Raw genomic sequence first — 16020 nt, 5'->3', positions numbered from 1 at the left:
AGGCGAAGGAGAAGGGGATGCCGTGCTGACGGAGCGGGACGTGCAGGAGATGGTGGCGGGCGTCCTGGACATCGACGTCGCCGACGTCGGGATCGACAAGTCGTTCTACGTCGACCTCGACATGGACTCCCTCCACAAGGCGGAGTTCGTCGTGGCCCTGGAGCGGGCCTGCGGCACGGAGTTCGACCCGGCGGACGCCGCCGCGATGGACAGCGTCGGCGACGTGGTCCGGCTGCTCCACGACCGGCAGCACCGGGTCACGTGAACCCGGTCCGGCTGTTCCTCCTCGCCCACGACGGCGGCCGGCGCTGCGGCGTCGACCGGCACGCGGGCGCGGTCACCTACGCCTGGATGCGGGAGGCGGCGCGGGGCTACGCGGGGCGGCTGCGGGCGGCCGGGGTGCGGCCGGGCTGCCGTGCCGTCGTCGTCTCCGACGACCGTCTCTCGGCGGTCGCCGCGATCCTCGGCCTGTGGTGGCACGGCTGTGTGCCCGTGGTCCTGCACCCGATGCTGCGGCCGGCGGAGATCGCCTTCGTCGTGCGGGACTGCGCGGCGGAGTTCGTCGAGCTGACCGGCGCCCCCGAACAGGAGAGCGCGCTACGGGCCGAACTGGCGCGGCTCGACCCGCCGCCGCTCACCGGACTGGGCCCGCCCCGGCCGGAGTTCCTCCCGCACGAGCCCGCCGACTTCGGCGACACCGACGAACTCCTCGTCCAGTACACCTCCGGCAGCACCGGCAGACCCCGGGGCGTCCGGCACTGCGCGCGGGCGGTCCGCGCGGTCCTGCTCGGCATGGGCAGCCTGCTGGCGCTGACCCCCGGCGACGTCGTGCTGTCCACGGCGAAGCTGTCCTTCGGGTACGGCTTCGGGAACTCGCTGCTGCACCCGTACGCGGTGGGCGCCGCCTCGGTCCTGCTGGACGGCCCGGCGGACCCGTACGGGGTGGCGGCGGCGCTGGGCGAGCACCGGCCGACGGTCCTGCTGTCCGTGCCGCGGCTGTACGCGGGGCTGCTCACGCTGGTCGAGCACGGCAAGGCGGTGGAGACGGGTTCGCTGCGGCTGGCCGTGGCCACCGGGGAGCGGCTCCCGGACCGGCTGGCCGCGCGGATCACCGAGGCGTTCGGGGTGCCGCTGCTCAACGGGTTCGGGGCGACGGAGGTCCTGCACACGGTCCTCGCGGCCGAGGTGGGGCGCGGCCGGGCGGCCGGTCCCGGCTCGATCGGGCTGCCCGTCCCGGGGGTGACGGCGACGGTCCGCGACGACGCCGGGGAGCCGGTCGGCGACGGGATTCCGGGGCGGCTGCACCTCGCCACGGACTCCGCCGGGCTCGGCTACCTCGACCGACCCGAGGACACCGCCCGCACGTTCGCCGACGGCGGCGTCTACACCGGGGACATCGTGGTCCGCGCGGCGGGCGGCGGGCTGCGGCACATCGAGCGGGCCGACGACATGCTGCTGCTCGGCGGCTACAAGATCGCGCCGGCCGAGATCGAGCACGTCGTGCGGGACCTCGCGGAGGTCGCGGACTGCGCGGTCGTGGGCGGCAGGGACGCGGGCGGCCTCGAACAGGCCGTGGTGTACGTCGTCCCACGCGACGGGTCCGCCCCCGACGCGGCGCGCAGGGCGGTGCGGGCGGCGCTGCGGGCCGGGCTCGCGCCGTACAAGCGGCCCTCCCGGGTCGAGGTCATCGACGCGCTGCCGGTCACCGCCAACGGGAAGCTCGCCCGGTTCCGGCTGCGCGACGGGCTCGGGGCACCGGGAGGCGGGGCATGAGCTGGGACATCACCGGGATGAGCGTGGTGTGCGCGCTCGGCGACAGCGTGCCCGCCGTCCACGGCGCCCTGTGCGCCGGGCGCTCGGGACTCGCGCCGCCGGCGGCGTTCGACGCGTCGAAGTACCGGGCGCGGGCGGCCTTCGAGATCGACGACCGCGCGGACCCCGGCACCGACGAGCCCCTCCGGGCGACCCGCTGGCTGGTCCGCGTGGTCCGCGAGGCCCTCGCCGACGCCGGGCTGCCCGAGCCGGACCCGGGGACGCCGGTCCTGGTCGGGACGACGCACCGCGAGATGCGCACCGCCGAACTCTGGGACCGCGACGGCGGCCCCCTCGCCCCCGCCGACCTCCACTTCACCTCCGCGCTGCACACCGCCCTCGGCCTGTACGACGTCCAGACCGTCGCCAGCGCCTGCGCGGCCTCCCTGTACGGGCTGGGCATGGCCACCGACCTGATCGCCGCCGGGGACGCGGACACGGTCGTGGTCGCGGGCACCGACTCGATCCCGGAGAGCTCCTACGGCGGCTTCGACCGCATCCAGCATCCGTCGCCGGACGCGATCCTGACGTTCGACCGGTCCCGGCGCGGCATGGTCATCGGCGAGGGCGCGGTGGCGGTCGTGCTGCGCCGGGCCGGCAGCCACGCGGGCCGGGTCCACGGCCGGGTCCGGGGAGTGGGCATGAACTGTGACGCGTCGCATCCGACGGCGCCGGACGCCGTGGGCATCGTGCGGGCGATCGAGGAGGCCCACGAGCGGGCGGCCCTTCACCCCGAGGACGTCGGTCTGGTGGTCGTCCACGGCAGTGGCACCCCGCAGAGCGACCTCGCGGAGGCGGTCGCGCTGCGGGAGGTGTTCAAGGCGGCCGACCCGGGTCCGCTCGTCACCGGGGTGAAGGGCGGGACGGGCCACATCTCCGGGGGTGCCGGGCTGCTGAACCTCGTCGTGGCCCTGGAGTCGATGCGCACGGGGCGGGTGCCGCCGGTCGGCGGGCTCACCGATCCGATCGAGGAGGTGCGCGAGCTGCGGGTGGTGTCCGGCGGGCCGGCCGCCGGGGCGCCGCGCACCGCGCAGGTGCACGCCGTCGGCATGGGCGGCATCAACGCCGTGGCGATCGTGGAAGGGGGCGGGCGGTGAGGGAACCGGCCGCGATCACCGGAGTGGGCTGGGCGGTCGCCGGGCCCGGCTTCGACCCGGCGGCGGAGCTGGCCGGGCGCGGTATGCGGCACAAGGACCGGGCGTCGCGGTTCGCGGTGCGCGTCGCGCGCCGGGCCCTGGCGGACGCGGGGCTGCTGGGGGCGCCCGAGCTGGACGGGGCGGCGGTGGTCGTCTCCAGCAACTTCGGGAACCTGGAGCCGGTGTGCGACTCCGTCGCGACGATCGCCGCCGGGGACAGCCGGGAGCTGAGCCCGATCCGGGTGACGCATCTGTCGAGCGCCGTCGCCGCGTCCTGGGTGGCGCTCGAACACGGCGTCCGCGGCCCCAACCTGACGCTGTGCAACGGCGCTTCGAGCGGCCTGGACGCGGTGGCCGCCGCCCGGAACCTGATCGCGGCGGGCCGGGCCACGGTGGCGCTGGTGATCGGCGTGGAGCCGGACACCCCGGCGGTGGCCCGGCTGCACACCGAGTCCGCGGGCACCCGGTGGATCGACGGGGCCGTGGGGCTGGTCGTGGAGCCCGTGCGGCGGGCCGAGGAGCGGGGTGCGCGGGTCCGGGCGCGGCTGGCCGGGTTCGGCAAGGGGCCGGACGAGCGGTCGGCCGTCCGGGCGGCGGACGGCACGGCGGTGCGGCGGCGGGTCGCGGACGGGCCGAGCGTGCGGTTCGGGCGCTGCTCGGGCGCGCTCGGGGTCGTGCAGTGCGCGCTGGCCGTGGAGCTGCTGGCGGACGGGACCGGGGCGGTGCTCGCGGTCGCGGGCGCCGGGAGCGGGGAGTGCGACGGGACGTCGGTCTCGGCGCTGGTGCTGACGGCTCCTCGGAGGGGGGACTCATGACGACGGACGACGGCCGACGGGTCGTGATCACCGGACTGGGCGCGATCTCCTGCCTGGGCACCGGGGTCGACGCGCACTGGGACGGCCTGCTCGCGGGCGGCGGGACACCGTCCGAGGTGCCGCTGCCGCATCTGAACATGCGGACGAAGAGGATGTACCTCGTCGACCGGGCGCGGATACCCGCCGAGCCGGCCCGGTACGCGGGCGTCGAGCTGGGCAGCAGCCCGCGGCTCGCGGTCGCCGCCGCCGAACAGGCCCTCGTCGACGCCGGGCTGGACGGGGAGGCGCGCGCCGCGCTGCCCGTGGTGCTGGGGGTGGAGCTGGGCAACGCGGACATGCAGGAGATCCGGCGCAGTGCCGGGGACCCGGTGTGGACGACGCAGACGCCCGCGGTCGCCGTCGTGGGCGCGCGGATCGGCTCGCGGGCGGCGCTGACCAGCGTCGGCAACGCCTGCTCGGCCAGCGGCTACGCCCTCACCATTGCCTCGGACATGATCCGCGCGGGTGAGGCGACGACCGTCCTGGCCGGGGGCGCCGAAGGGATCACGCGGGCCGGGCTCGCCGCCTTCAACCGGCTCGGGGCCGCCGATCCGGTGCGCTGCCGCCCGTTCGACCGCGACCGCGCGGGGACCATGTTCGGTGACGGGTCCGCCATGGTCGTCCTCGAATCGGCGTCCCACGCCAGGGAGCGGGGCGCGACGGCGTACGCGGAGCTGGCGGGGACCGCCTGGAGCTGCGACGCCTACCATCCGACGGCCCCCGATCCGTCGGGCGAGCAGATCGTGCGGGCGATGACCGAGGCGCTGGCCGACGCCGGGCTGAGCGGCTCGGACGTGGGCTGTGTCATCCCGCACGGCACGGGGACACCGCTCAACGACGTGGTGGAGAGCCAGGCGCTGCGCCGGATGTTCGGGGAGCGGGTGCGTGAGCTGCCGCTGTTCTCGCTGAAGGCGATGATCGGTCACACGACGGGTGCGGCGGGCGCGTTCGCGTGTCTGACGGCGACGCTGATGCTGCGTCACCGGCGGGTCCCGGCGAACACGCCGGTCGACCAGGACCCGGAGTGCGCGGTGTGGCTCCCGCAGGAGGAGGCCGTGCCGCTGGGCGGGCCGGCGGTCCTCGTCAACACGTACGCGTTCGGCGGCAACAACACGTCTCTCGTCGTGAAGGCGGTCGACGGGGAGGGGGTCCGGTGAGCGTCACGGAGGTGGCCGTCGCGGGGCTGGGGATCGTCGCGCCGGGGGTCTCGGGGCCCGGGGACGCGCTCGGTGCGGCCGGGGAGGCGCGTGCCGGGTGGTTCCGGGCGGACGTCGCGCTGCCGGGGCGGGGGTACCGGCGGCTGCCCGACGCGTGCAAGTACCTGCTGGCCGCGTCCCGGCTGGCGGTCGGTGACGCCGGGGAGCGGTTCGCGAAGGTCGAGCGGAACCGGCGGGCGGCGGTGGTGGGCATCAACAACACCGGTGCCTCGCTGCTCGACGAGCTCGACCGGCTGATCATCGAGGACCGGGCCGACGAGATGTCGCCGTCCGCGAGTCCGTTCATCGCGATGAGCTCGTACGCCGGGCGGCTGTCCACGGAGCACGACGTCACGGGCTTCAATCTGACCGTCAACTCCCCCGTCACCGCCGGTCTGGAGGCGCTGCGGATCGCGGCCCGCGCGATGGCGGCGGGCCGGGCGCGGGCGGTGCTGGTGGGCGCGGTCGAGGAGGCCCTGTCGCCCGCCCAGGCGACCGGCCCGGCCACGGAGGCGGGCGCGGTCGTCCTGCACTGCGAGCCGGTCACCTCCGGCGAGGCCCGCTACGGCACCTGCGGGGTGCGCGCCGCGTTCCTGGACCCGGCCCGCGCCGGGACGGACGCCGGCGCCGTGCTCACGGAGCTGCTCGGCACCGACCCGCCGCCCCGCATCGACGCCGTCCTGGACGACTCCCCGCCCGGCACGGCCGCCGCCCGCCACCTGGACCGGCTGACGGACGCGTACGGCGTCGACGTGGTCGTCGTGCCGTCCTCCGCGCAGGCCGGCTGCCTCACCCCGCTGCGCCGGGTGCTGGGCCTGTTCGCGCAGGAGCACCCCGCCCCCGCCCGGCGCGGCGTCCTGGCCGTCTCCGCGCTGGGCACGCTGGCGTTCGCCGAGCTGACCGTCGTACCCCGCACCCGTCCGTGAACCCGTCCCGAAGGGAGAACCGCACGTGTCCGACACCGTCGACCTGGAAGACCTGCGCGCGCTGATAGCCGAGGAGCTCGAACTCTCGCCGGACGAGGTGAGCGACGACGCCGACCTCAAGAACGACCTCTCCGTGGACTCCCTCACCGCGATGGAGGTCGCCGTCCAACTGGAGAAGAGGTACCGCATCAAGATCGACGAGGAGGAGATCACCTCCCTCACCTCGCTCGCCACCATCCACCGCATCGTCACCGCCAAGGTCGACACGGGAGGGCGGTGATGTTCGTCCCCCTCAAGGGAGCCTGGGCGCTGGTCCTCGGTGTCTCCAGCGGTATGGGCAAGGAGACCGCGCGCGCCCTGGCCGAGGCCGGCTGCAACGTGATCGGCGTCCACTTCGACCTGGCCGAGGGCCGGGAGCAGGCGGAGCGGTTCGCGAAGGAGCTGACCGGGCTCGGTGTGGAGGCGCACTTCTTCAACCGCAACGTCGCCGCGAAGAGCGCCCGCGCCGAACTCGTCCCCGTCATCGCCGAGTTGACGTCCGGCACCGGGCCGCGGATCGTGCTGCACTCCGTCGCGTACGGCACGCTGACCTCGCTGCTGTCCTCCGAAACCGGCGAAGGGGTCACCCCGGCGCAGCTCACGATGACCGTCGAGGTCATGGGGCACAGCCTCGTGCACTGGACGCAGGACCTGCTGCGGGCGGGGCTGCTGGCGCGCGGGGCGAAGATCTACGCCATGACCAGCGCCGGCGGCACCCGGGTGCTGTCCGGGTACGCGCCCGTGTCGGCGGCGAAGGCGGTGCTGGAGTCCCACGTCCGGCATCTCGCGGTGGAGCTCGCGCCCCGGGGTGTCGCCGTGAACGCGATCCGGGCCGGCACCACGGTCACTCCGGCGCTGCGGAAGATCCCCGGCAACGAGCGGCTCGTCGCGCACTGCGAGGCGATCAACCCCGGCGGCCGGCTGACCCGCCCCGAAGACGTCGCGGACGCGATCGTCACCCTGTCCTGCACCGACTCGCCGTGGCTCACCGGGAACGTCATCGGGGTCGACGGCGGAGAGGCGCTCGTCGTCTGACCCTCACGACGGGTCGGCGGAAAGGAGAGCGGCACCGTGCCGTACATCGAGGAGTGCGCCCGGTGACGGGCGGGGAGCGGCCCGTCGCGGTCGTGACCGGGGGTTCGCGCGGGATCGGGCGGGCGGCCGTGCTGCGGCTCGCCGCCGACGGTTTCGACGTGGCGTTCTGCTATCTGTCCAGCCCGGAGCGGGCCGAGGAGGTCGCCGCCGAGGCCCGCCGCGCCGGGGCGCGGGTGCTGGCCCGCAAGACCGACGTGTCCGTCCCGGGGCAGGCCGAGGAGCTGGTCGCGGAGGCGGAGGCGGTCCTCGGGCCGCTGGGCGCGGTGGTCGCCAACGCCGGCGTCGTCCGGGACGGGCCGCTGGCCCGGATGAGCGACGGCGACTGGGACACCGTGCTGCGGACGAACCTGGACGGGACCTATCACATCTGCCGGGCGGCGGCCCGCTCGCTCATGCGGCACGACAGCGGGGCCATCGTCACCGTCTCGTCGGTCACGGGTGTGCACGGCAATGTCGGCCAGGCCAACTACGCGGCGTCGAAGGCCGGGATCATCGGGTTCACGAAGTCGATCGCGAAGGAGCTGGGCCGGTTCGGTGTGCGGGCCAACTGCGTCGCGCCCGGGATGATCACGACCGACATGACCGACGGGCTCACCGAGGAGCAGCGCAAGGAGCAGATCCGGCGGATTCCGCTGCGCCGGCCCGGGACCGCGGACGAGGTCGCCGACCTGGTGTCGTACCTCCTCTCCGGCCGGTCCTCCTACATCACGGGCCAGGTGCTGGGGATCGACGGGGGTTTCCCGCTCTGACGCCGGGAGGGCGACGATGCGTATCACCCGGACGGCGACGCCGTTCGAGCCGGCCGAGCTGGAGCGGGTCGCCGGGCTGGTCGACGTGCGGCGCGGCGGCGTGCTCAGCTCCGGGACGGAGTACCCCGGGCGTTACAGCCGGTGGGCCATCGCGTACGTCGATCCGCCCGTCGAGATCGTCGCGGTGGGACGGCGGCTGACGGCGCGGGCCCTCAACGCGCGCGGGCGGGTGCTGCTGCCCGTGGTCCTCGCGGCGATGCGGCGGGCCGGGCGGGCGGCGGGGGCGGACGGCGTCGTCGTCCCGGAGCCGTCGGGGTTCGCGCCCGAGGAGGAGCGGACCCGGCGGCCCACCGTGTTCAGCGCGCTCCGGGAGGTGGTCGCCGCGTTCCGGACGGACGATCCGCATCTCGGGCTGTACGGGGCGTTCGGGTACGACCTGGCGTTCCAGTTCGAGCCGGTGCGCAGGCGGTTGGAGCGGGGGTGCGGGCAGCGGGATCTGGTGCTGCATCTGCCGGACGAGATCTGGGTGGTGGACCGGAGGCGGGAGGAGGCGCGGCGGTTCTCGTACGAGTTCGAGGTGGGTGGGGGGTCGACGGTGGGGTTGGGGCGGGGGACGGAAGAGGCGGGCCCAGACAGAACATTCCCGGTTCGACCGTCCGATCCTCAGCCCGGCGTGTACGCGAAGCTCGTCGAGCGGGCGCGGGAGCGGTTCGCGCGGGGGGAGTTGTTCGAGGTGGTGCCGAGCCACGTCTTCCACGCCCGGTGCGCGTCCCCGGCGGCCTTCCACCGGCTGCTGCGCCGCCGCAACCCCGCGCCGTACGAGTTCCTGTTCAACCTGGGGGCGGGCGAGTACCTGGTGGGGGCGTCGCCGGAGATGTTCGTCCGGGTGACCGGGGACCGGGTGGAGACGTGTCCGATCGCCGGGACCATCGAGCGGGGTGAGGGTCCGCTGGAGGACGCGGCGAACATCGCCAAGCTGCTGGGGTCGGCGAAGGAGGAGTCCGAGCTGACGATGTGCACGGACGTGGACCGCAACGACAAGGCGCGGGTGTGCGTGCCGGGTTCGGTTCGGGTCATCGGGCGGCGGCAGATCGAGATGTACAGCCGGCTCATCCACACCGTCGACCACATCGAGGGGCGGCTGCGCCCGGGGTTCGACGCGCTGGACGCGTTCCTCACCCACATGTGGGCGGTGACCGTGACGGGGGCGCCGAAGACGTGGGCGATGCAGTTCATCGAGGACCACGAGGACACGCCCCGGCGCTGGTACGGGGGCGCGGTCGGGCGGCTCGGCTTCGACGGGTCGATGAACACGGGCCTGACCCTGCGCACCGCGCACATCACCGGGGGCGTCGCCGCCGTCCGCACGGGCGCGACCCTGCTGTACGACTCCGTCCCGGAGGCCGAGGAGCGGGAGACCCACGTGAAGGCCCGCGCGCTCCTGGAGACGCTGGCGGAGTCGGCCGTACCCCGCCCCGCCCGTACGGCGGCCCCCGCCGCGCGAGCGCCCTCCCCCGGCCGCCGGGTCCTCCTGGTCGACCACCAGGACTCGTTCGTCCACACGCTGGGCGACTACTTCCGCCAGGAGGGCGCCGAGGTGACCACGCTCCGGTACGGCTTCCCGCCGGCCCTGCTCGACGAGTACGCCCCCGACCTGGTCGTCCTGTCCCCGGGCCCGGGAGTCCCGTCCGACTTCGACTGCGCGCGCCTCCTGGACGAGGTCTACCGCCGGGCCCTCCCGGTGTTCGGCGTCTGCCTGGGCCTCCAGGCGATGGTGGAACACGCGGGCGGCACCCTGGCGTTGCTCCCCGAACCGCAGCACGGGAAGCCGGGCGCCGTCCGCGTCCTCGGCGGCGACCTGCTCGACGGGTTCGGCGCCGAGTTCACCGCCGGCCGCTACCACTCCCTGTACGCGCCGCCGGACGAGGTGCGCGGCTTCACGGTGACGGCGGCGACCGCCGACGGGGTGACGATGGCGATCGAGAATCCGGCGCTGGCCCGCTGGGCGCTCCAGTTCCACCCGGAGTCCATCCTGACCGCCTCCGGCCGCACCGGGCACCGCATCATCGCGCGCGTCCTCGACCTGTGCCGGGAGCGCTGACATGCACGTCGAACCCATGCGGGTCGCCTGGTCCGACACCGACGCCGGGGGCCGTATCCACTGGTCGGCGGTGTTCCGCTGGGCCGAGTCGGCCGAGCACGCCTGGCTCCGCCGCCTGGGCGCGTCCCCCGACGACACCGGCTCCTACCCCCGCCGCGCGACCGAGGCCACCTACCACCACCCCCTCCGCTTCGGCCAGTCCTTCGAGGTCCACCTCACCACCACCCACCTCGGCACCTCCTCCGTCACCTTCGCCTGGACGATCACCAGCGACGGCCTGACCTGCGTCACCGGCCGCCACACGGTGGTCCACGTCGGCCCGGACGGCCGTCCGGCGGCTTGGCCGGAGAGCCTCAGGAAGGGGCTCGGGGCCGGCTGAGACGCCGGGTCAGCGGCGCAGCCCCAGTGCCTCCGCCCCCGCGTACCGCGCCCGGCTGCCCAGTTCCTCCTCGATGCGGATGAGCTGGTTGTACTTGGCGGTGCGGTCGGCGCGGGAGAGGGAGCCGGTTTTGATCTGGCCGCAGGTGGTGGCGACGGCGAGGTCGGCGATGGTGGTGTCCTCGGTCTCGCCGGAGCGGTGGGACATGACGACGGTGTAGCCGGCGCGGTGGGCGGTGGAGACGGTGGCGAGGGTCTCGGTGAGGGTGCCGATCTGGTTGACCTTGACGAGGATCGAGTTGGCGATGCCGTCGCGGATGCCGGCGCGCAGGAGGGTCTCGTCGGTGCAGAAGACGTCGTCGCCGGTGAGCTGGCAGCGGTCGCCGAGGCGGGCGGTGAGGGCCTGCCAGCCTTCGTGGTCGTGCTCGCCCATGGGGTCCTCGATGGAGGCGACGGGGTAGCGGTCGACCAGGTCGGCGAGGTGGTCGGCGTGTTCGGCGGGGGTGCGGCGGACGCCTTCCCCGGCGTAGACGTACATGCCGTCCCGGTGGAACTCGGAGGCGGCGGGGTCCATGACGAGGGTGATGTCGGTGCCGGGCTTGTAGCCGGCCCGCTCGATGGCGCGGACGACGAAGTCGAGGGCCTCGTCGGCGGTGCGCAGGTCGGGGGCGAAGCCTCCCTCGTCGCCGACGTTGACGCTGTGTCCGGCGGCGCGGAGGCTGTCGCGCAGGGTGTGGAAGACCTCGGAGCCCATGCGGACGGCCTCGGCGAAGCCGCTCGCGCCGATGGGGGCGATCATGAACTCCTGGAAGTCGAGCGGGTTGTCGGCGTGGGCGCCGCCGTTGACGATGTTCATCATCGGGACGGGCAGGAGGCGCGCGTCGACGCCGCCGACGTAGCGGTACAGCGGCAGGCGGTGGGCCGCGGCGGCGGCCTTGGCGGTGGCGAGGGAGACGCCGAGCAGGGCGTTGGCGCCGAGGCGTGACTTGGCGGGCGTGCCGTCCAGTTCGATCATGGTGTGGTCGACGGCCGCCTGGTCCTCGGCGTCGAGGCCGACGACGGCGTCCGCGATGCTCTCGTTCACGGCGTCGACGGCCCGCCGTACCCCCTTGCCGTGGAAGCGCGCGGGGTCGCCGTCGCGCAGTTCCACGGCCTCCCGGGCGCCGGTGGAGGCCCCGGAGGGGACGGCGGCGCGGCCGAGGGAGCCGTCCTTCAGTTCGACGTCGACCTCGACGGTGGGGTTGCCCCGGCTGTCGATGATCTCCCGTGCGACGACCCTGCTGATCGCGGTCATGGCGCGTCTCCTCACGCTGGGCCCGGGCGGCGGCCGGCCGGACGGGCGGTAAGTTCCGACTGGAAACAAAGTGAGTCCCGAAAGGGAACTTACTATGGGGGCATGAGGATGCACAACGCCGACGAGACCTGCGGGATCGCGCAGGCCGCACTCGTCCTGGGCGACTGGTGGAACGTACTGGTGCTGCGCGAGGTCGCCCGCGGGCACGTCCGTTTCGACGCGCTCGCCGCCGAACTCGGCCTGTCCCGCAAGGTCCTCACGGAGCGGCTGGGCCGGCTCGTCGCGCAGGGCGTCCTGCGCCGCAGCCTCTACCAGCGCCGCCCGGTGCGCTACGAGTACCTCCTCACCGACGCCGGCACGGCCCTGCTCCCCCTCCTCGTCGCGATGCAGGACTGGGGCGACCGCTGGGTCCTCGGCGACGGCACGCTCACCGCGACGGCCGAGGCGGACGGCGCCGAGCACACCCGCGTGCACGCCCTGCCCGGCACCCGCCTGCCCGACGGCCTGGTCCCACCGGACGCCGCGGCGACCGTCCTGTTCACCTACCCCGGCACCGGCACCGACTGGGGCGACCCGGCGATCCCGGGCGCGGCGGGCTGCACCCTGGAGCACCGGCTCTTCCGTGACGCCTGGCCGGAGTTCCACCGGGCGGGCGTGGGCCTGTACGGCATCAGCACCCAACTCCCCCAGGAGCAGGCCGAGTTCGCCCGCACCGAGGAGCTCCCCTACCCGCTCCTGTCCGACGCCGGCCACGGAATCGCCGCGGCCCTGCGCCTGCCGACGTTCCGGGGCGCGGGTCGGCTCCGGCACAAACGGCTCATCCTGGTCGCCGACGCCGAACGGACCGTACGCCACACGCTGTTCCCGGTCACCGACCTGCCGCACGCGGTCGCGGAGAGCCTGCGGCTGGCGCTCAGCCTGCCCCGGCCGGCGGGGTGATGACCGTCTCCATGAAGACCTTCAGCAGGCGCAGCGGATCGAGCGACGGGTCCAGGAGGGCCTGGAGGCGGAGGCCGTCCAGCATCGCGAGGACCAGGGCGGCCTTCTCGTCGAGGGAGAGTTCCGGTCCGCCGTGGACGGCGCGCAGGGCGCCGGTGCCCAGCCGCCGCCGGAGCTGTTCGCCGCGCCGCGTGAAGTACTCGTGCGCCGGGTGGGCGGGGTTGGTCGCGGCGACGGACAGGGCGAGCCAGTGGCGTAGCTGCTCGGGGTCGGCGAACTCCTCGGCGTGCAGTTCCCCGAGGACGGCGGCGCCGTCCGTGCCGGAGGCCAGGCTGCGGTCGGCCTGCTCCTCGTCGTAGGCGTCGCGCTGGGCCAGGGCGGCGACGAGGAGTTCCTCCTTGCCGGAGAAGTGGTGCAGGAGGGCGGCGTGGGTGACGCCCGCGCGGGCGGCGATGTCGCGCAGCGAGGCCCGCTCGAAGCCGTGCTCGGCGAAGCTCGCGAGGGCGGCGCGGACGATCTGCGTCCGGCGGGCCGGGGTGGTGGCGTACGGCCCTCGCTGCCGGGCGCCGGGGTTCTCGCTCATGGTGCTCCCTCCGTCGGAACGCTTGCCTCGCGCCCCGGCCGGGAGTTTAATCACGCCGAACCCTAACCACCATGGTGAGATTTCACCGGAGCCCGGGAGCGCCCATGTCCGACCGCACGCCGTTCCTCTGGGGAGCCTCCAGCGCCCCGCACCAGACCGAGGGCAACAACGTCAACAGCGACTGGTGGGAGCGGGAGCAGCGGGTGCCCGGCCTGGACCGCAGCGGCGACGCGACCGACAGCTACCACCGGTACGAGGAGGACATGCGCCTGCTCGCGGACGCCGGGCTCAACGCCTACCGCTTCGGCGTCGAGTGGGCGCGGATCGAGCCCGTACCGGGCCACTTCTCGCGGGCCGAACTCGCCCACTACCGACGGATGATCGACACCGCGCTGCGGCTCGGGCTCACCCCGGTGATCACACTGCACCACTTCTCCAACCCGCGCTGGTTCGCCGAGGAGGGCGGCTGGCTCGGCCCCTCCGCGACCGACCGGTTCACCCGGTACGTCGAGGCCGTGACCGGCATCCTGGACGACGTCCCCTGGGTCGCCACCGTCAACGAGCCCAACATGCTCGCGATGATGATGACCGTCGAGCGGCAGCACCTCGCCGCGCAGGGGCTGGCCGGCGCCGACACCACGCGCCCCCGGCTGCCCGCCCCCGACCCGGAGATCGGCGCCCGGCTCGTCGAGGCCCACCGCGCGGCCCGCGAGGTGCTGCGCGACCGCACCAGTGCGGGCGTCGGCTGGACGATCGCCAACCGCGCGCTCGCCGCGCGGCCCGGCGGCGAGGAGAAGCTGCGCGAGGTCTCGTACGTCTGGGAGGACCTGTACCTGGAGGCGTCCCGGGACGACGATTTCGTGGGCGTCCAGGCGTACTCCAGCGAGTGGGTGGGGCCCGACGGACTCGAACCCCACACACCCCGTCCCGACGACACCATGGTCGGCAAGGCGTACCGACCCGACGCCCTCGGCATGGCCCTCCGCCACACCTGGGAGGTCACCGGCGGGGTCCCGGTCCTCGTCACCGAGAACGGGATCGCCACCCCCGACGACGAGCGCCGTATCGCCTACACGCGGGGCGCGCTGGAGGGGCTGTTCGAGGCCGTCGACGACGGTGTCGACGTACGCGGATATCTGCACTGGAGCGCCGTCGACAACTACCGCTGGGGCGACTGGCGGCCGACGCTCGGGCTCATCGCCGTCGACCGGGAGACCTTCGAGCGGCGGCCCAAGCCGAGCCTCGCGTGGCTCGGGGAGGTGGCGCGGAAGGGGCGGCTGTGAGGGGCTCAGGTCCGCCCGGGGGCGGAGTCCGCCAGGAACCGGTGCAGTGACTCCGCCATGTTCGCGACGAAGCCGTCCCGCCCGGCGAAGAGGTCCAGCGACAGATACGGGTTGAGGTCCTCCAGCTCGACGAGGAGCAGTTCCCCCTCGCGCGTCCGGCACGCGTCCACCCGCTGGATGCCGTGGTCGAGCGTGTTCCAGTCGATGAACCGCCGCGCGAACTCCAGGTCCGCGTCCGTGGCCTCGTACGGTTCCAGCGCCCAGCGCCGCCGCGGATCGGGGGCGTACAGGGCGTACTGGAACGTGTCGTCGATGTAGTAGAAGGACACCTCGTACCGGAAGTCGACCCTCGGCTGCACGAGGACGTTCCCGTACTCGACCCCGGCGAGTTCCCCGGCCGGCACGACCCGCAGCCCTATGGAGTCCGCGCCCGCCCTCGGCTTGACCACATACTCCTCGGCCTCCGGCAGCAGCCCCAGATCCGCCGCCCGGTCCACCGTGGGAATGACCGGATACCCCTCCCCGGTCAGCTCCACCAGATACCCCTTCCCCGCCATGTCCCCCCGCCCGCCCAACGGGTTGTAGACCCGCGCCCCACCCGCCACCGCCCGCTCCCGGAACACCTCGTACGCCTCCCGGTAGTGCAGCACGGGCCCGCTGTTACGGACGACCACCACGTCGTACCCGTCCATCAGCGCGGCGGCGTCCAGCGGATGGCACAAGGCGACGTCGAACCCGTCCCGCAGCCGGGACGTCACGAAGATGTCCTCGTCGCAGTACCGCCGCCCCCGCGCCTCGTAGGCCAGGTCGGTGACGTACAGAACTCTCGGACGCGCCATGTGTCTCCTCCGCTCGGTCGTGTCCGTCATCGCGATCAGCATGCCCGTACCGCCCTCCCGGACCTCACTCCGGTGTCCCCTTCCATGCCTCGGGGCTCAGGCGGTGGCTGCGGTGGCCGGCGGTGAGGACGTCGCGCAGTTCGGTCAGGTGGGGGGTGTCTGCCGGGAGGGTCAGGCTGGTCAGGAGGGTGAGTGCCGGGTCGGGTTCGAGGTCGCCGTAGACGTCGTGGTAGCCGGCCAACAGGCCCTCGAACAGGGGCTGGTGGAGGGCGGGGAGGCGGGCCGCCTTGTCGTAGACGGTGTGTTTCAGGGCCCAGGGGACGGGGCCGGAGCTGGAGAGGACGCGGCCGGCGCGGCGGAGGAGTTCGGGGGTGGGGGTGGCGGTGATGTGGTCGATGTCGTCGGCGAGGACCGCCGCGAAGGCCGTCTCAGCGGTCTCCCCGTCCTCGAACCAGTCCACCCACAGCGAGTACGTGACGGGTTCGGCGTCGCGCTCCGCCTCCAGGCGCCGCCGGTAGCCGGCCCAGAGGGCGCCGTCGGGCAGGGTGTCGGCGGCGAAGCGGAGTTCGCAGGTCACCCAGTAGTCGTCGAGGAGGTCGAGGAGCCCGAAGGCGAGCCGGGCGCGGCCGGCGGCGTCGAGGGCGTCGTCCGTGAAGACCTCGCCGGCCCAGCGGTGGGCGACGTCGTTGGCGGTCCGGGGCTTGTCCGGCTCGGCGGCGTCCGTCCAGCCCTCCTCCGTCTCGACTATGCCGCGTGCGGCGAGCCAGTGACGGGCTTCCTCAACAGATTCCATGCG

At 74.1% G+C, this 16020-nt stretch carries 17 protein-coding genes; 13 read left to right on the top strand and 4 right to left on the bottom strand.

The features are described 5' to 3' along the window. Window positions 1–22: 22 nt before the first annotated feature. The 11 genes from ABZX85_RS15235 to ABZX85_RS15185 all read left to right on the top strand — a co-directional run bounded on the left by ABZX85_RS15235 (window position 23) and on the right by ABZX85_RS15185 (window position 10287). Window positions 23–265 (top strand): acyl carrier protein, encoded by a 243-nt coding sequence (locus tag ABZX85_RS15235; RefSeq protein ID WP_355867320.1) that lies wholly within the window; start codon window positions 23–25, stop codon window positions 263–265. Then, complete coding sequence (locus ABZX85_RS15230) at window positions 262–1773, top strand: AMP-binding protein (protein WP_355867317.1); 1512 nt, start codon at window positions 262–264, stop codon at window positions 1771–1773. Before ABZX85_RS15235 ends, ABZX85_RS15230 begins: the two co-directional genes overlap by 4 nt. After that, a complete protein-coding gene (locus ABZX85_RS15225) occupies window positions 1770–2909 on the top strand; it encodes a beta-ketoacyl synthase N-terminal-like domain-containing protein (RefSeq protein WP_355867315.1) in 1140 nt (379 codons plus the stop codon). Before ABZX85_RS15230 ends, ABZX85_RS15225 begins: the two co-directional genes overlap by 4 nt. Then, window positions 2906–3763: a beta-ketoacyl synthase N-terminal-like domain-containing protein gene (locus ABZX85_RS15220; protein WP_355867312.1), complete on the top strand. Its 858-nt coding sequence runs from the start codon at window positions 2906–2908 to the stop codon at window positions 3761–3763. The genes ABZX85_RS15225 and ABZX85_RS15220 overlap by 4 nt, the downstream gene beginning before the upstream one ends. Beyond that, window positions 3760–4959 carry a beta-ketoacyl-[acyl-carrier-protein] synthase family protein gene (locus ABZX85_RS15215; RefSeq protein ID WP_355867309.1) on the top strand — a complete coding sequence of 400 codons (1200 nt, stop codon included), beginning with the start codon at window positions 3760–3762 and terminating at the stop codon, window positions 4957–4959. The genes ABZX85_RS15220 and ABZX85_RS15215 overlap by 4 nt, the downstream gene beginning before the upstream one ends. Continuing rightward, on the top strand, window positions 4956–5924 hold the full coding sequence (locus tag ABZX85_RS15210) for a beta-ketoacyl synthase N-terminal-like domain-containing protein (protein WP_355867307.1): 969 nt from the start codon (window positions 4956–4958) through the stop codon (window positions 5922–5924). The genes ABZX85_RS15215 and ABZX85_RS15210 overlap by 4 nt, the downstream gene beginning before the upstream one ends. 25 nt (window positions 5925–5949) lie before the next feature. Next, a complete protein-coding gene (locus ABZX85_RS15205) occupies window positions 5950–6204 on the top strand; it encodes an acyl carrier protein (RefSeq protein WP_355867304.1) in 255 nt (84 codons plus the stop codon). After that, complete coding sequence (locus tag ABZX85_RS15200) at window positions 6204–6998, top strand: SDR family oxidoreductase (protein ID WP_355867301.1); 795 nt, start codon at window positions 6204–6206, stop codon at window positions 6996–6998. The genes ABZX85_RS15205 and ABZX85_RS15200 overlap by 1 nt, the downstream gene beginning before the upstream one ends. 62 nt (window positions 6999–7060) lie before the next feature. Continuing rightward, entirely contained in the window at window positions 7061–7807 is a 747-nt protein-coding gene (gene fabG, locus ABZX85_RS15195; RefSeq protein ID WP_355867298.1) for a 3-oxoacyl-ACP reductase FabG, read from the top strand. A gap of 16 nt (window positions 7808–7823) precedes the next feature. Next, window positions 7824–9908, top strand: a complete 2085-nt coding sequence (locus ABZX85_RS15190; RefSeq protein WP_355867295.1) for an anthranilate synthase component I — start codon at window positions 7824–7826, stop codon at window positions 9906–9908. Window position 9909: 1 nt separating this feature from the next. Next, complete coding sequence (locus tag ABZX85_RS15185) at window positions 9910–10287, top strand: thioesterase family protein (protein WP_355867292.1); 378 nt, start codon at window positions 9910–9912, stop codon at window positions 10285–10287. A 9-nt stretch (window positions 10288–10296) separates the two neighbouring features. Here the strand turns inward: ABZX85_RS15185 and eno are convergent, their stop codons facing one another. Beyond that, window positions 10297–11580 carry a phosphopyruvate hydratase gene (gene eno, locus ABZX85_RS15180; RefSeq protein ID WP_355867289.1) on the bottom strand — a complete coding sequence of 428 codons (1284 nt, stop codon included), beginning with the start codon at window positions 11578–11580 and terminating at the stop codon, window positions 10297–10299. Between the two features lie 102 nt (window positions 11581–11682). On the opposite strand from eno, the gene ABZX85_RS15175 reads away from it, so the two are divergent. After that, window positions 11683–12519, top strand: coding sequence for a winged helix-turn-helix transcriptional regulator (locus ABZX85_RS15175; protein ID WP_355867286.1), 837 nt, complete (start codon window positions 11683–11685; stop codon window positions 12517–12519). Here the strand turns inward: ABZX85_RS15175 and ABZX85_RS15170 are convergent. Further along, a complete protein-coding gene (locus ABZX85_RS15170; RefSeq protein ID WP_355867283.1) occupies window positions 12494–13102 on the bottom strand; it encodes a helix-turn-helix domain-containing protein in 609 nt (202 codons plus the stop codon). The genes ABZX85_RS15175 and ABZX85_RS15170 overlap by 26 nt on opposite strands. Window positions 13103–13206: 104 nt before the next feature. Between ABZX85_RS15170 and ABZX85_RS15165 the strand changes: the two genes are divergently transcribed. Next, on the top strand, window positions 13207–14385 hold the full coding sequence (locus tag ABZX85_RS15165) for a family 1 glycosylhydrolase (RefSeq protein WP_355867280.1): 1179 nt from the start codon (window positions 13207–13209) through the stop codon (window positions 14383–14385). A 5-nt stretch (window positions 14386–14390) separates the two neighbouring features. On the opposite strand, the gene ABZX85_RS15160 is transcribed toward ABZX85_RS15165, so the two are convergent. Next, window positions 14391–15224 (bottom strand): hypothetical protein, encoded by an 834-nt coding sequence (locus ABZX85_RS15160; RefSeq protein WP_355867277.1) that lies wholly within the window; start codon window positions 15222–15224, stop codon window positions 14391–14393. Window positions 15225–15288: 64 nt separating this feature from the next. Continuing rightward, the gene (locus tag ABZX85_RS15155) at window positions 15289–16017 is read right to left on the bottom strand and encodes a hypothetical protein (protein ID WP_355867274.1); all 729 of its coding nucleotides are present in this window, start codon (window positions 16015–16017) and stop codon (window positions 15289–15291) included. Between the last annotated feature and the right edge of the window lie 3 nt (window positions 16018–16020).

Origin of the sequence: Streptomyces sp. NPDC004539 (genome assembly GCF_040610055.1) — a bacterium.
Lineage (GTDB): Bacteria > Actinomycetota > Actinomycetes > Streptomycetales > Streptomycetaceae > Streptomyces.
Note: the sequence above shows the minus strand (reverse complement) of the source record. Positions and strands in the feature narration are given on the sequence as shown.

Excerpts from the sequence above, each read along its gene's own strand:
- ABZX85_RS15190 (WP_355867295.1), top strand. The coding sequence starts at position 7,824 with ATGCGTATCACCCGGACGGCGACGCCGTTCGAGCCGGCCGAGCTGGAG.
- ABZX85_RS15175 (WP_355867286.1), top strand. The coding sequence starts at position 11,683 with ATGAGGATGCACAACGCCGACGAGACCTGCGGGATCGCGCAGGCCGCA.
- ABZX85_RS15215 (WP_355867309.1), top strand. The coding sequence starts at position 3,760 with ATGACGACGGACGACGGCCGACGGGTCGTGATCACCGGACTGGGCGCG.
- ABZX85_RS15165 (WP_355867280.1), top strand. The coding sequence starts at position 13,207 with ATGTCCGACCGCACGCCGTTCCTCTGGGGAGCCTCCAGCGCCCCGCAC.
- ABZX85_RS15170 (WP_355867283.1), bottom strand. The coding sequence starts at position 13,102 with ATGAGCGAGAACCCCGGCGCCCGGCAGCGAGGGCCGTACGCCACCACC.
- ABZX85_RS15200 (WP_355867301.1), top strand. The coding sequence starts at position 6,204 with ATGTTCGTCCCCCTCAAGGGAGCCTGGGCGCTGGTCCTCGGTGTCTCC.
- ABZX85_RS15225 (WP_355867315.1), top strand. The coding sequence starts at position 1,770 with ATGAGCTGGGACATCACCGGGATGAGCGTGGTGTGCGCGCTCGGCGAC.
- ABZX85_RS15185 (WP_355867292.1), top strand. The coding sequence starts at position 9,910 with ATGCACGTCGAACCCATGCGGGTCGCCTGGTCCGACACCGACGCCGGG.
- eno (WP_355867289.1), bottom strand. The coding sequence starts at position 11,580 with ATGACCGCGATCAGCAGGGTCGTCGCACGGGAGATCATCGACAGCCGG.
- ABZX85_RS15160 (WP_355867277.1), bottom strand. The coding sequence starts at position 15,224 with ATGGCGCGTCCGAGAGTTCTGTACGTCACCGACCTGGCCTACGAGGCG.
- ABZX85_RS15155 (WP_355867274.1), bottom strand. The coding sequence starts at position 16,017 with ATGGAATCTGTTGAGGAAGCCCGTCACTGGCTCGCCGCACGCGGCATA.